The following is a 14,886-nucleotide window of genomic DNA, read 5'->3' on the forward strand; positions in this document are numbered from 1 at the left end:
CGCACCGGACACGGTGCGGCCAACCATTCTTGTAGGACGATTGTCGTGAAAGAGTTTCAACCCATTTCCGTCAGAGGTGCGATCGGCACCTATCGCGGCGCATTCACCGCGATTTTCGTCATCAGCGCCTTCGTGAACCTGCTGATGCTGACCGGACCGATCTTCATGCTGCAGGTCTATGACCGGGTTCTGGCCAGCAACAGCGTGCCGACCCTGCTGGGCCTCGCGGGCATTGCGCTGATGCTGTATTTCGTCGGCGGGCTGCTGGATATCCTGCGGCTGCGCGCGCTGACCCGGATCGCGATGCGGGTCTATTCGCGCCTGTCCGGCCCGGCCTTCCGCGCCAACATGAAAATGCCGCTGATCGCCGGACGCCGCGCCGCTGGGGTCAGCCCCTACCGCGATGTCGAGGCGATCCGCCGCTTCCTCGGCTCTCCCGGCCCGGCGGCGATCTGCGATCTGCCATTCATGCCGGCCTATTTCCTCATCATTTTCGTGTTCCACCCCTGGCTGGGGATGCTGGCCGTGGCGGGCGGCATTTTCATTGCCTGCCTGGTGGTGACGAACGAGTTCCTGTCGCGCAAGCCGTCGAAGAACCTCTCGGAAAGTTCTGGCCTGCAATCGACGCTGATCTCCTCGACCCGCCGCAATGCCGATGTCATCACCGCGATGGGCATGGGCGACAGCCTGTCAAACCGCTATTCCGGCGCGGTCGAGCAGCATTATCAGCGCCAGCAGGCGGTGTCGGATCACAGCAACCTGTTCTCCTCGGTCATCAAGATGCTGCGGCTGATGCTGCAATCGGCGATGCTGGGTCTGGGGGCCTATCTGGTGATCCAACAGGAAGTGACGGCCGGCGTGATGATCGCGGCGTCCATCATCATGGCCCGCGCGCTGGCACCCATCGAGCAGGCCGTGTCGCACTGGCCCAGTTTCGTCGCATCGCGCCAGGCGGCGGGCCGACTGGACGAGACCTTCAAGGCCTGCGCCGAGGCCGGCGACACCGCCGGTCTGCCGATGCCGAAATCGACGCTGCGGGTCGAAGGGCTGGCCACGGCCGCGCCGGGGGAGCAGGATCTGTTCCTGCAAGGCGTCGACTTCGAGCTGAATGCCGGTGACGGTCTGGGCGTCGTCGGCCCGTCAGGTTCCGGCAAGTCCAGCCTAGCACGCGCGCTTGTCGGCATCTGGCCGTCACTCGCCGGATCGGTCCGGCTGGACGGGGCGACGCTGGATCAGTGGAGCCTGACCGAGCGCGGCCGCTTCATCGGCTATCTGCCGCAGGATGTCGAACTCTTCGAGGGGACGGTGGCCGAGAATATCTGCCGTTTCGCGGCCGAGCCGGACATCGAGGCCATCCTGCAGGCGGCCGAGGCGGCGAGCATCCACCACATGATTGCCGGGCTGCCCGAAGGCTACCAGACCCAGATCGGCGAAGCGGGAACCCTGCTTTCGGCCGGTCAGCGTCAGCGGCTCGGGCTGGCCCGCGCGCTATACGGCAACCCGTTCCTGCTGGTGCTGGACGAGCCGAACTCCAACCTCGACACGGTGGGCGAGCGAGCCCTGACCGACGCGATGAACGCGGCCCGCGCCCGTGGCGGGATCGTCATCGTCATCGCGCACCGGCCAAGCGCGCTTGCCGCCGTGAACAAGACCCTCATGATCCAGAACGGCGCCCAGGTGCAGTTCGGCGATCGCGACGAGATGCTGCGCAAGGTCGTGCCCGCGCAGCGCTCGACCGCTCAGCACAGGAGCAAGATCGATGCGGTATGAACAGATTGACCGGTCGCTTGGCAGATCCCTGCGCCGGCAGATTTTCCTGGCCCTCGCGGTGGTCGTCATCCTTCTGGGCGGCGGCGGCAGCGTCGCGGCGCTGACCGAGATCAGCGGCGCCGTGGTGGGCATGGGCAAGCTCATCGTCGAAGGGCGGCCGAAGAACGTGCAGCATCTCGACGGCGGCACGGTGCGCGAGATCCTGGTCAGCGAAGGCGAGAGCGTATCGGCGGGAGATGTGCTGTTCCGGCTTGATCCGACCGTGGTGCAGGCCAATCTGCGCAGCGTGAACAGCCAGATCGATGCGCTGCTGGCGCAGGAGTCGCGGCTGTCCGCCGAAATCCTCGACCAGCAGGAGATCGCGTTCCCGGCAGAGTTGGCCGAGAGCGAGGATCCGCGCCGCATCGTGCTGGTGAAGGGCCAGCAGGAGCTGAAGGATGCGCGCGCCGCGGCGCGCGAGGGTCAGCGCCGTCAGTTGACGGCGCAGATCGCGCAGCTCGAGGACAAGATCACGGCGCACACCGCGCAGCGCGTCGCGACGGAACGCGCCATTCTGCTGGCCGATGACGAACTCGAGAGCAAGCGCAAGCTGAACGAGCGCGGTCTGACAAGCGCGACCGAGCTGCGCGCGGCCGAGCGTCTGCGCAGCGATCTCGACGCGGAGATCGCGACGCTGGACGCCCAGCTTTCCGAAACCCGCGAGGAGATCCTGCGCCGCGAGCTGGAGCGCACCCAGATCGACGAGCAGTTCCGCGAGGAGATCCTGACGATGCTCGACGAGAAGCGGACCGAGCTGGCCCGGCTGACGCAGGAAAAGGTCGCGGCCGAGGACCGCATGGCGCGGCTGGAGATCGTGGCGCCGATTGACGGGCAACTCCACGAGCTGGCGGTGCACACGCTGGGCCAGGTGATCTCGCCGGGCGAAAAGCTGGTCACGGTGGTGGCGCGCAATGACCGTCTCGTGGTCGAGACGCGGCTGCCGCCCCAGGATGTGGACCAGGTCTATCGCGACCAGGTGGCGCGGCTGCGCTTTCCCGGTCTCGATCAGCGCAAGACGCCGCAGCTTGTCGGCGCGGTGATCGACGTCTCGCCCGATGCCAGCATCGACGAGGCCACCGGCACCAGCTACTATCTGGCCCGCGTCTCCGTCGCCGCCGAGGAGCTGGCCCGGATCGAGGATTCGGAACTGCGCCCCGGCATGCCGGTCGAGGTGTTCATCGAAACCAATCCGCGCGCTATCATGTCCTATTTGGTGAAGCCGATGGTGGACCAGATCCAGCACGCTTTCCGGGAAGGGTAGGGGACGGCCCGGCGGGGCGCCTCGCCGGGCAAGGGTCTTTATCAACCGGATCCGGCGCGTCTTGCGGGATCTCCGGCTGGTGCTGTCAGAATTCGGACTGCGAACGCGAAGACATTTCGGTCAACAAGCACGCGAGGGCTGGGAGGCCGGCCACGGTAGATTTCAGGACGAACTGACACCTTACAGCGACGGGAGCCGGTCATGCACCGCGGTGCGGCATGGCAAGGCCAAGTTGCGCAGACCGGCATTGGAAGGCACTCCCGTCCGGTTCAGCCTAGAGAGCGCACCACGGATCGTCAACTTTGGCGCGACAAGACCGACCCCGCCGCGCAACCAACCGCAACCCGATATCTTAAACCGAGCAAGGTCGCGCTGAGGGTAACGAGGATGCGAATAAGTGCGGAGCCAGCGGCTTTTCAACCGCCACGGTCCGAGGAAAGACCGATCGAACTTTGGCATTCGGGCCCGACATCGAAGTTTCTCACAAGAAAGTAAATTCTGGCAAAACCGGAACGGCGGTGACGCAACATCTCGTAACCGTACCGTGGGGGGAAGAGATGCCGGTTTGCATTCTGCTTGACGATAACGATGCTCACCAGTCGTAGCACCAGATCGAGCTGCTCTCGCTGCCTGAACGAATGATCGGGCGCAACGCCGAATTTTCGGTCGAGCCAAACAAGCTCGACCGGCGGAGCATGACGCTGTTGATCTGGCTCCATGTTGCAGGTTTAATCGATGGTTAACCGGAGTTTAATGCCAGACGAACCAGATGGCTTGCGGTTGCTGCGTCCGCCTCGACAAGAAGGTTCACCAACCTGGGTAGTTTGGTGTATGTGAGCGGCAATGTCCGACTCCGACTGACGAAAGATTTCCATGACCTCCTCAAAAGACAATGACATCCGCAATCCGCAGAGCTTGCCCTCGCAACCGCCGAAAAACGACTTGCCCTCTGTCATGGATCAGCACCTGCCGACGCAGCCACTTGGACAGGCAGCGTTCTGGGCGCCGCGTCACGTCGCCGCCTCGCCGGTTCTGGGGCAGGTGCCGTTCCTGTTTTGGTTGAGCGAGGTCACGTCAGCGCGCCAGATCGTGCAGCTCGGGATGGATGACGGCATCGCCTATATGGCGCTGTGCCAGGCGGCGGAACGTCTGAATGGAAATTCCCTCTGCCTCGCGCTCGATTCGGGTGAGGTCACGCTGTCCTCCGGCATGAACTATCAGCACATCACGCAATACACGGATTTCTCGGAGATCGTTGCTGACGTCGATGACATATCGAGCCTGCCGGAAGAGGTGGATCTGCTCGTGATCGGCGCGCCCCTCGAACGAGTCGGCTGGGATCTGCTGTGCGACGAGATCCTTCCGAAGCTGTCCGGCAGTGCAGTGATCGCGGTCATCAATCCGAAAAAGGTGCTGGCCGATCAGGTCGCAAAGCGTGCTCTGGGTGAGGATGATTGGCCAAGGCTCACCCTGCGCCCCGTGGTCAGCGACGGGGCCGAAGTTCTCGTGATGCTTCGCGGTTCTGACCAGCCGGAGCAATTGCGGCGCCTCGCGCGTCAGGCGCCGGATCAGTCCTCCTGGCGGACGATGCGGCAGGCGTTCAATCGCCTGGGCCAGGGTCTTGTGGCCATACAGCAGAGCCGTGATCTGCGCCGCGAAAAGAAGGACATGACCGGACGCCTCAAGGAAAACCTTGCAGAGATCAAATCCCTGAAGTCAGAGGTGAAAAGCGCCGATGCCGCGGAAAAGACCCAGCATGACCGGCAGGCGGAGATGGCCGCTCGGCTGCATGATCTTCAGCAGGTGCTGGAGGAGATCGAAGCGTCGAAGTCGGATCTGATCGCCGAGAGCGAAACGCTTAGAGCGCAGTGTGAGGCTGCGCGCCGTGATGCTGAAGAGGCGACAGGAGCCCTCGCCGATGCGAAGTCCGGGGCTGACATGGCGAAGGCCGCTCTGGAGCAGGCGAGAACCGAGCTGTCCGAAGCGCGGAAATCTCATGATGAGCGCATCGGGGATATCGCCGCGCTCACCGGGAAATTCACTGCGGAACGGGACGCCGCTGCGGCAAAGCTGGCACAAGAGCACGCGAGATGCGCGGAATTGGAAGTTGCGCTCGAGGCAGAGCGCGCGCGTCGAGCCGAACTGGAAAGCCTGCTGTCTGAACAGGAACAGCGCCTGGCGCACACGAGCCAGGTTGCCTCGGACATGACCGCACATCGTGACGCGCTGCTGCACAGCAGTTCGTGGAAAGTAACTTCGCCTCTTAGAAAAGCGACGAAGCTGCTGCGAGGTCGTTGAACATCGTGGGGATATGCCGCTTAACCTGTTGAAGAAATTCTAGTAAGCGCACCGGGGCAACAGATGCCTCGCAATTCAGTAGAACCGTGATTTCAAAATGAATTCGGATGTGTTTGCCTGATGAGGGACGATGTGTTGACCAAGACATCAGCTCTGGCCGCGGCAGCGGACGAACTGCTTGATTTGGGACGAACAAGCTCGGATTTTTCCTTGCTAAAGGTGATTCTGAAATCCGGGGAGCTCGACGAAGTGCGGGCGCGAAGATGCCTTTCTTACGCGCGCGAGACGGCAGACATCGAGACGGCCTTGGCGGCGATGAAGCATCTCGCCGGGAAACTGAGGGCTGCGAACAGCATGAGCCCGGCCATCGAACGAGAGCTTGTCAGCCTGGAGGGGGACGAGCTTTACGGGCTTGCGCGTCTGGACGAACTCCCCGCGATTGCAATTGACCCGGTGGTGCCCACACCCGGGCGCCTTCTGTATCTGCTTCATCACAGCCGCCCCTATCTGACGAACGGATACGCGACGCGTGGTCACGGCGTTGCAACCGGGCTGCGAGAGGCGGGTGTCGATCTGGTCTGCCTTACTCGCCCTGGCTTTCCCCTGGATGTGGTCAAGGATCTTCCCGCGTTTATCCCTGAATCCGATCTGATCGACGGCATCACCTATCTTCGCCAGTTGCATCCCAAACGCAGCGGCCGGGGTCGCAGCCAGATGTATTTCGCTGATGCGGCGGACCAGATTGAACGGCGGCTGAGGGAGATCAGGCCACAGGCGGTGATGGTGGCATCGAATTATGTCGCGGCAATCCCGGCGGTGATGGCTGCACACCGCTGCGGTTTGCCGATTGCCTACGAGGTTCGTGGCTTCTGGGAGGTCACGCAACTCTCGCGCGATTCCGGGCTCGAGAAAACCATGAAATTCCGCGCGCAGAAGGCGCTTGAATCACGGGTTGCGGCAGCCTGCGATCACGTCTTCACGCTCGCCTCGCCGATGCGGGACGAGTTGGTCCGGCGCGGCGTCGCGCGCGACAAGATTTCCCTCCTGCCGAACTCCTGCGACACGGCGCAGTTCTGCCCGCAGCCACGCGCCGATGCGCTGGCAGAAAAGTGGAGCATTCCGCAGGGCGTCCCGGTCATCGGCTATATCGGCTCTTTCGTGCAATATGAGGGGCTGGACGATCTGACACGCGCCTGTGCGCGCCTGCGGCGCGAAGGCCATGTCTTCCGCTTGGTTCTGGTCGGAGGAAATACGAATGGAACCGTCGAGGCGGAAATCGCCGAGATCGCGCGAGAGAGCGGGCTTGGAGACTGGCTCATCACACCGGGTCGGGTTCCCCACGAGCAAGTGGATGCCTGGTATTCGCTGATCGATATCGCACCATTCCCCCGCAAGCCCCAGCCGGTCACCGAACTGGTGTCACCGCTGAAGCCGCTCGAAGCGATGGCGGCGGGAAAGGCGGTGGTCATGTCCTCCGTGCGTGCCATGGCCGAGATGGTCGAGGGCGGCCAGACCGGGCTGGTATTTCAGAAAGGCAATGCCGATGATCTCGCGACGAAGCTGGCCAAGCTCATCGAAGATCGGGACATCCGCCGGTCGCTTGGGCAGAATGCACGACGCTATATCCTGGCCGAGCGCACCTGGCGCAGCATGGGTGAGCGGGTGAAGCATTGGATGCAGCAATTATGAGTGAACAGGAGCGCATCGACCGTTTCTACGAGTTTTGCGTGAATCCGGCGGATGACGGGGTGAATGAACCCTGCCGCGTCGTGGTGCATGACAAGGTCGCAGATGAATTCTGCGCGTTTCAGGAACTGGAGCCAGGTGCATCTTGGACAGGCTCGCTGCGTGACCTGTCGCAGAATTCATTCTGCTTGAAGGTCAATGTGCAGCAAACGCTCGGTTCTAGGCTTGGCATGGGATTTCGCTGCGTGTGACTTTCATCACGAAATCGCTGTGCATTTTTCGAGCTATCTGCAGCGTAAAGTCGCCGAATTTTTAAGATGGCGGCGGATCATTCGGAGCCAACGGGCTACTCGTTCTAAGTTAGGCATGGAAAATAAGACCTTATGACTAAGTTGATACACGCTTACGAAAATCTGGCAGGCATTGTCGCGGCGAGCTATGTCCGGCGAGCAGACGCAATTATTAAAAGCGGCTGGAAGTCGCGAGGCTATCCAGTGTTAATGCTGCAGGACGAAATTCCCTGGACACTCAACGATCAATCCCTGCGATCTTGGAGCTTCTCTATCCACTCGCTTGGTATGATAGATTTGCTCCTCGTCGCGCATTCGCGGACCGGAGACGCTAAATATTTGGATCTTCCGCTGAAGGTTAGCCTCGACTGGGCCAAAAAACACCCGCGAGACGCGAAGGACGTTGATAACATGGCTTGGTACGACATGGCTGTGGGCATGCGCGCTTACCGGCTGGCATATCTCACGCAGGCCGCCGAGGAAGCTGGATTGATCAATGACGAGACGCGTGAGATTCTGTACGGAGCGCTTGAGGCACATCGTGCCGAATTGGCCGACGATGCCAAGATAATTTTTCAGAATAATCACGGTTACTACCAAATTGCGGGACAGTTGGCGCTTGGCAGAAGGTTCGGCGCCACCTCTCAGCCGATGCAAGAACTCTACGATCAGGGCCTGGAACGATTCCATCGGATATTAGACAAGCAATTCAGTGCGGAAGGCGTCCATCGCGAACATTCACCAAATTATCACCGCATGGTGCTCAGCGCGCTGCAGGGAATTGTTCGAAGCGGCCTAATCTCGGATGATACTTTGCGACAGCGCGCACATCTAATTGAAGAGTCGCTTGCCTGGTTTATCTTCCCGTCCGGCCGGGTGGTCAACTTTGGCGACAGCGACAGCCATAGCGTCCTGTGTTCAGCTGAGGCCGCGGCGGAGCGTTGGGATACCGTACTGATGCGCGCGGTCGCGACCGAGCCTCCGCATGATCTGTCGGTGCCGCGTGGCCTCAAGCGGTTCGACGATTCCGGCTACGCGGTCGTGAGAATCGCGGCTGGCGATGAGGGCGTGCCATCGCAGGACAGCTATCTTGCTCAGACGGCGTGCTTCCATTCCCGCGCGCACAAACACGCAGATGATCTCAGTTTCGTCTGGTTCGATCGAGGTGAGCCACTGCTTGTCGATGCAGGTCGGTACGGTTATCTGGGGATGGCCGAGAAGGGCTCGGAAGCTTGGCTGGATGGGAGTTGGTACAGCGACCCGATGCGGTTGTTTGTCGAGTCGACCCGTGCACATAACACGCTCGAGTTCGACACGCGCAGCAGCCCGCGCCTCGGGGCCAAACCCTATGGCAGCGGCATCGTGGATTCGGCTGAAGCGGATGGCACTTTCGCAATAGAATCGGCATGCAAGCAGTTCGGTTCGATCCGGCATGAACGTGTTCTGGTGTTTCGCCCCGCAGAATGGCTGATCACCTTCGATGTCTTCACCGATAATCTGAAGCAACCGCATGATGTCACCCAATGGTTTCACGCGGCGCCGGGAAGCCAAGTGACGCAATCAGCCGGTGGATTTGAAATGGAAACGGTGCTTGGCCAGAAGCTGTGTGTCGTCGCGCTGCTACCCGGCACTGAATCGACCGAGGTCGAAACTGGCGTCAGAGAGCCGCGCCTTCAGGGATGGTGGTCCGGCACGGAGCGAGAGGCCGAGCCAGCACCAGCCTTCGGGTTTCGCCAAACCGGATCCACCACCGGCGTCTTCGCCACCTTGTTCACCTTCGCGAATGCACCCGAACCGGATTTCGAAGCAAGCCGCTGCAATGTGACCGGCCGTCGCTTCAGGCTGAACTGGTCAGATGAGGCCGGGGATCACAGCGTCAGTGTTCATCGAGACGACGGCCTGAAGATCATCGCGGCAGATTAAGCAATCTGCCGCGACGCACTACATACTGGTCCGTTTGACGCGGTAGCCCCTAGGACGGCCGCCCCGTCCACACCCCGCGCGTGTCTATGATGCGCGTGCCGGAAGGGGCCGGCATGGCCTTGAAATCGTCGTGATCGACGAGCAGGACGACGATGTCGCAGGCGGACAGGGCCTCGCTCGCGCTCATCAGACGGGTCTTGCCGTCAAGTGCCGGGGGAAGCTCCCGGACAAAGGGTTCGACCACATCGACCTGACCCGGGTAGAGCTCGGTGAGCCGCGTGGCGATGCTCAGCGCGGGGCTTTCGCGCAGATCGTCGATATTCGGCTTGAAGGCGAGGCCGAAGCAGGCGATTCGGGCCGGCTGATCCGAAGTCGCGGCATGTTCGGCCACGGCCTGATGGATCCTGGCCAGAACCCAGTCCGGCTTGGCGTCGTTGATCTCGCGCGCGGCGCGGATGATGCGGGCCTCTTCGGGCGCCTGGCTCACGATGAACCACGGATCGACCGCGATGCAATGGCCGCCGACACCGGGTCCGGGCTGGAGGATATTCACGCGCGGATGGCGGTTGGCCAGGCGGATCAGCTCCCAGACATTGATGTCAAGCCGGTCGCAGATCACTGAAAGCTCGTTGGCGAAGGCGATATTGACGTCGCGGAAGCTGTTTTCGGTCAGCTTGGCCATTTCGGCCGTGCGGCAATCGGTTTCGATGCAATCCCCCTCGACCGCCAGCTTGTAGAGCTGGCGCGCGCGGCTGGCGCAGGCCGGTGTCATCCCGCCGATGATCCGGTCATTGCTGACCAGTTCGCGCAGCGCATGTCCGGGCAGGATCCGCTCGGGGCAATGGGCGATGCGGATGTCGGATGCCTCTCCCTCGGTCTGCGGAAAGCTGAGATCAGGCCGCATCTCGGCCAGCCAGCCGGCCATCTGTTCGGTCGCGCCCACAGGACTGGTGGATTCCAGGATCACCAGATCGCCCTTCTTCAGCACCGGCGCGATCGAGCGGGCCGCGGATTCGACGAATGAGAGATCCGGATCATGGCCCTCACCCTCGTCGATGAAGGGCGTCGGCACGGCGATCAGGAAGGCGTCGGCGGCCTCCGGCGTGGTGGTTGCCCGCAGATGACCTGCCGAAACGGTCCGGCGCAGCGCGTCCTCCAGGCCGGGCTCGACGATATGGGTCTGGCCCCGGTTGATGCTGTCGACCGCGCGCTCGTTCACGTCCAGACCGATGACCTTGACGCCGCGCAGCGCGAAGACGACGGCCGTGGGCAGCCCGATATAGCCCAGGCCCACCATGCAGATGCTGTCGAATTTCATTTCTGTCCCTTGTTCTTGAATTTCAGCAACGCATCCAGAATCCGTGGCACGGCCTGCCCGTCGCCATAGGGGTTATGCGAAAAGCTCATCTCGTCGTAGGCCGCCGGATCCTCCAGCAGGCGCGACGCTTCCGTGACGATCCGGTCGGTCTCGGTGCCGACCAGCCGGACGGTTCCTGCTTCCACCGCCTCCGGGCGTTCGGTCGTATCCCGCATGACCAGCACCGGCTTTCCGAGCGAGGGCGCCTCTTCCTGGATGCCGCCGGAATCGGTGATGATGAGATGCGAGCGGTTCATCAGCCCGATGAACGGCAGGTAATCCAGCGGTTCGATCAGATGGATGTTCGCGGCATCGCCGAGCAGCCGCTGCACGGGTTCGCGCACATTCGGGTTCATGTGCATCGGATAGACGATATTCACCTCGGGGAACTTGATCGCAAGCTGCCGCAGCGCCTCGCAGATGCGTTCAAACCCGCCGCCGAAGCTTTCGCGCCGGTGGCCGGTCACGAGAATCATCCGCTTTGCGGGATCGAGAAAGTCGAAGCGCGCCGCCAGCTCCCGCTCCAGCGACGCGTCCGTCTTGATCCGGTCCACCACCTGAAGCAGCGCGTCGATCACCGTGTTGCCAGTCACGACGATGCTGTCATCGCTGACATTCTCGCGCAGGAGGCTGGCGCGGGAATTCTCGGTCGGGGCGAAATGCAGCGCGGCCAGGGCGCCGGTGACGCGGCGATTGCCTTCCTCGGGCCAGGGGGAATACAGGTTCCCGGTCCGCAGCCCCGCCTCGACATGGCCGACCGGGATGCGGGCGTAATAGGCGGCCAGCGTGGCCGAGAGCGTCGTCGCCGTGTCGCCGTGAACGAGCACGATATCCGGGCGGGAATCGGCCAGAACCTCGCGCAGACCTTTCAGGATGCTGGCGGTCACGTCGTAGAGATCCTGTCCTGCCCGCATCACGTTCAGATCATGGTCGGGTTCGATGTCGAACAGAGACATGACCTGATCGAGCATTTCACGGTGCTGGGCGGTGATGCAGACCTGGCTGTCGAACCTCGGATCGCCGGCGAGCCCGGTGACGAGCGGGGCCATCTTGATCGCTTCGGGCCGGGTCCCGAACACTGTAAGGACACGCAATTCTTCATCCATCCTTAGGTTGAGCAACGCGTGCTTTCTAGAAGCAAAGAAATGGCAGTTCCACCCTCAACGCCGGAATTTCTTTGCGCTGTCTGCGGGACTGCTTTCATGTGGCAAATCAGCCGCGCCGAGGTGAGCGGCGGCTGGTTCAGGTAGCCCGTGCGGACGCAATCGTCAGCTTATTCCTGCAAAATTGCAGATGTCCCGGGAGACGGCTGCGCGAACACGACACCACGCCGCAGCGTAAATTTCTCCGGCTCCGCTTTTGCGTGGTGCAGAATTTCCGGGCGGTGAAAGATCGTCGATATTGATTTTTCAACGGCTTAAGTTGACAATCGTTATATCAACGCATGAGATTTTCCAGCAAATCACCACGGGGTGCTTCGGGCGGAGAATGTTTCGATGACAGAAAAACTGGCCCCCTCGGATCAGAGCGACAGGCCCGAGGGCGTTTCGACCGGAATTCTGCCTGATCTGCTGGCCGGCATCGCTTTGGGATGTCTGGTCGGCATACTTGTCGGGCTCTCGGCCAGCCCGGTGATTGCGTCGGTGATTGCCGCATTTCTCGCGCTGATCGGCACGTTTTTCGGCTTTGGCGGCAGCATCGGACCCCTTGCGCCGAAGCTGGGCGCGGCGCGGATCGCTGGGTTTGGCTTCGCCATGGCGATCGCCTTCGCGGGTGGCATCGCCCTGCGCTCCCACGGGGCGCTTGGACCCAGCTTCGCGGACCGGGTCGAGGGGTTCGCGGTGGAGGGGATGGAGCCGTCGCGCGCGCATGATCTGGCCATTTTCGACCTGACCGGGCTTCGGACCGGGCATCTGGCCCAGACCGCCGCGCCCGCGACGCCCCCGGCCTCCGCCCCCTATGCCTTCGGATCCGAGGATGGCGGGGCTGATCCGAATTGCGCCGGTCTGGACGCCCGCACCATGCCCGCGCCCGACACAAGGCTGGACGCCATGGCGCTGTCGCCCGAGCCCTGGGCCAGTTTCGGCCGCATCGGCAAGGCGCTGCCAGTCGCGGATCGGGCGGTCTTCGCCGAAGCCGCGTTTCAGGAGCGGTGCGGGAAGAAGGCCGCGCAATGAGGCGCGGGCTGGCGGCTCTCGCCCTTGTCGCCCTGACCGGGCTTCCGGCGGCGGCCCAAACCCTGGCGCAGCGTCCGTCGCCCAAGATCGTCCAGGACGCGCTGACGCAGGTCGGGCAGGTCATTGCAAGTGACTGCCCGGACAGCAGCAGCCGGACCGGGACGGCCTTTGTCTGGCCGGATGCGGAAAGCGCCGTGACCGCCAGGCATGTCGTCGCGGGATGCGGCTCCATCCGCGTGCAGTTTCCGAACGGCCCGGTCCTGGCCGCAAGGGCGGACCGCAAACTGGCCGAGCGTGATCTTCTGATCCTGCGCCTGACAGACAGTTCCGGGCGCGATCCGGTCCGGCTGTCGGCCGCGCTTCCCGTGCCCCATACGCAGGTGGCGGTGGTGGGCTATGCGCTTGGTGCGCCCACCCCCGACGACAAGCTTCTGACGCTCTCGGCCGCCAATGATGCCGACGGTGCGCAACTCCGGGACATGCTGCCGTCCGGGATCCGGCAGGAGATCGAACGAAGCGGGCCATGGAGCCTCGACACCGCCATTCTGCGTCTTGATGGCAACATGGTCAGCGGCCATTCGGGGGCGCCGCTGTTCGCGCCGGACGGCTCGGTCGCGGCGATCGGAGCGGGCGGGCTTCAAGACGGGGCGAGCGGGATCGTCTGGGCCGTGCAGGCGCGCTATCTTCTGGATAATGCGGCCTGGCAGACCATCCCCGACCGGCAGCTTCCCGACCCGGCCTCGGCCTACAGCTTTTCCTACCAGGCGCCGCAGCAGGATGTGCCGACGGTGGCCTGCGGCGATTTCTCGCTCAAACGCCAGAGCATCGCTTCGCTGGCCGAACTTCGGCAGTCCACCGACGACCCGGCCGGGCTGGAGAAGATCCTGTTCGCCGTGATGCCCGATCCTGCAATGGCTGACGCATTCCGCTTCGATGTCTGGGTGGACCTGCAATCCGGCGCGACGATCCCGGTCCCATCCGGGGCAGAGCTGATGCCCGGTCCGGTCGGCTGTTGGGCGGTGGTCAGCCCCAGCATCAGCATGAATATCGTGACGAGACATCTGCCATCCTTGCCCGAGAACCAACGCCAATGGGAAATCCAGAGCTTCTCGCAGAATTTCGAGGCGAGTTTCGCGGTGCAGTTCCCGCAGGGCCTTCCGGTCGATCCGATGTTTACCTACATGGCCCCGATCGGCCGGCCTGACGGCTTTATGGTCAACCGCAAGGGCTTCGGCACTCCGCAATGGGTCGGGCCGGATGTCGTCGCGATGAATTACGTCTTCCTCAGCCATGTCCTGCGCGGCCCGGATTACGCAGGCGTCAGCGCGGTGCGGACCACCGTGGTCGCGGCCGAGGCGGCGCAGAATTGCCAGTTCGGCGTTGTGGAGGCGTGCAGGTCACTCGATCCCAACAGCGATTGGGCGCGCGCAGCCCTCGCCGTTCATCTGACGACGATGCCGCCGATCTGAGCGGGGGAGCCTGGTCACGCGGGTGACGGCCGGGTTGCAGATCGGCGGGCAGGTGGAATGATGGCGGGATTGTCGGCGCTGAGCGGCTGCTGTTAGGCGTTGCGGTGCGGAAGTGCTGCCGCGCAACCACGTCAGGGCAGAGTTCCTCGAATCGCAGCGCGACGACGCCTTCATCGGCGGCACCGGAAACGGGAAATCACATCTGGCTGCCGATATTGGCCGGCCCTGCATCCGTCGCCGCAAAAGTAGCCCCTCCTTCAACGTCGTCGTGCTGGCAAACAGGCTCAAAGCCGAGCAACCCGGCGGCAGGCATGGAAGAGTTAGCGCTCCAACAACGACCGACATTTCCAACGATCTGCCGCGATTTCGGCCTCCTCGATCACTAGAGCTTTTCGTCCAAACCCTGAATCGTTTGGGCTTTCGCTCAAGCTTTGATCGTGATTCCCTCCGATCAGGGAGGATTAGTCATGTCAGCACCTTTGCCCGCGGCACTTCGGGTTCGTTTCCAGCGATTGATTGAGAAAGGTTTCAGCGGTCGGGCTGCGGCGGCGCGGTTGCAGTTATCAGCGGCGACCGGATCGCGATGGTTGCGTGCGATCAGGACAAAAGGGCATGC

General features: G+C 62.7%; 11 protein-coding genes. 9 read left to right on the forward strand and 2 right to left on the reverse strand.

The genetic code is table 11. The features are described from left to right. The first annotated feature begins 45 nt into the window (after positions 1 to 45). From BLT73_RS10265 to BLT73_RS10290, 6 genes are all read left to right on the forward strand, one after another. Positions 46 to 1,770, forward strand: a complete 1,725-nt coding sequence (locus BLT73_RS10265; RefSeq protein WP_218132523.1) for a type I secretion system permease/ATPase — start codon at positions 46 to 48, stop codon at positions 1,768 to 1,770. Continuing rightward, positions 1,760 to 3,070: an HlyD family type I secretion periplasmic adaptor subunit gene (locus BLT73_RS10270; protein ID WP_090523597.1), complete on the forward strand. Its 1,311-nt coding sequence runs from the start codon at positions 1,760 to 1,762 to the stop codon at positions 3,068 to 3,070. The genes BLT73_RS10265 and BLT73_RS10270 overlap by 11 nt, the downstream gene beginning before the upstream one ends. Before the next feature lie 873 nt (positions 3,071 to 3,943). Further along, complete coding sequence (locus BLT73_RS10275; protein ID WP_090523600.1) at positions 3,944 to 5,368, forward strand: coiled-coil domain-containing protein; 1,425 nt, start codon at positions 3,944 to 3,946, stop codon at positions 5,366 to 5,368. A gap of 135 nt (positions 5,369 to 5,503) precedes the next feature. Beyond that, positions 5,504 to 7,057, forward strand: coding sequence for a glycosyltransferase family 4 protein (locus BLT73_RS10280; RefSeq protein WP_176805034.1), 1,554 nt, complete (start codon positions 5,504 to 5,506; stop codon positions 7,055 to 7,057). Next, complete coding sequence (locus BLT73_RS10285) at positions 7,054 to 7,305, forward strand: hypothetical protein (protein ID WP_090523602.1); 252 nt, start codon at positions 7,054 to 7,056, stop codon at positions 7,303 to 7,305. The genes BLT73_RS10280 and BLT73_RS10285 overlap by 4 nt, the downstream gene beginning before the upstream one ends. A gap of 132 nt (positions 7,306 to 7,437) precedes the next feature. Then, complete coding sequence (locus tag BLT73_RS10290) at positions 7,438 to 9,267, forward strand: heparinase II/III domain-containing protein (protein WP_090523603.1); 1,830 nt, start codon at positions 7,438 to 7,440, stop codon at positions 9,265 to 9,267. Positions 9,268 to 9,316: 49 nt separating this feature from the next. On the opposite strand, the gene wecC is transcribed toward BLT73_RS10290, so the two are convergent. Both wecC and wecB read right to left on the reverse strand, forming a co-directional pair. After that, positions 9,317 to 10,585, reverse strand: coding sequence for a UDP-N-acetyl-D-mannosamine dehydrogenase (gene wecC, locus BLT73_RS10295; RefSeq protein WP_090523605.1), 1,269 nt, complete (start codon positions 10,583 to 10,585; stop codon positions 9,317 to 9,319). Further along, positions 10,582 to 11,718: a non-hydrolyzing UDP-N-acetylglucosamine 2-epimerase gene (gene wecB / locus BLT73_RS10300; RefSeq protein ID WP_281246296.1), complete on the reverse strand. Its 1,137-nt coding sequence runs from the start codon at positions 11,716 to 11,718 to the stop codon at positions 10,582 to 10,584. Before wecB ends, wecC begins: the two co-directional genes overlap by 4 nt. A gap of 402 nt (positions 11,719 to 12,120) precedes the next feature. On the opposite strand from wecB, the gene BLT73_RS10305 reads away from it, so the two are divergent. The 3 genes from BLT73_RS10305 to BLT73_RS17600 form a co-directional block, all read left to right on the forward strand. Then, a complete protein-coding gene (locus BLT73_RS10305) occupies positions 12,121 to 12,801 on the forward strand; it encodes a hypothetical protein (protein WP_090523608.1) in 681 nt (226 codons plus the stop codon). Further along, the gene (locus BLT73_RS10310; RefSeq protein WP_090523610.1) at positions 12,798 to 14,270 is read left to right on the forward strand and encodes a S1 family peptidase; all 1,473 of its coding nucleotides are present in this window, start codon (positions 12,798 to 12,800) and stop codon (positions 14,268 to 14,270) included. The genes BLT73_RS10305 and BLT73_RS10310 overlap by 4 nt, the downstream gene beginning before the upstream one ends. Positions 14,271 to 14,737: 467 nt before the next feature. Next, positions 14,738 to 14,886 (forward strand): helix-turn-helix domain-containing protein (locus BLT73_RS17600; RefSeq protein WP_245727240.1); only part of this gene is annotated, 149 nt, incomplete at its 3' end.

Origin of the sequence: Paracoccus isoporae, assembly GCF_900101865.1 — a bacterium.
Lineage (GTDB): Bacteria > Pseudomonadota > Alphaproteobacteria > Rhodobacterales > Rhodobacteraceae > Paracoccus > Paracoccus isoporae.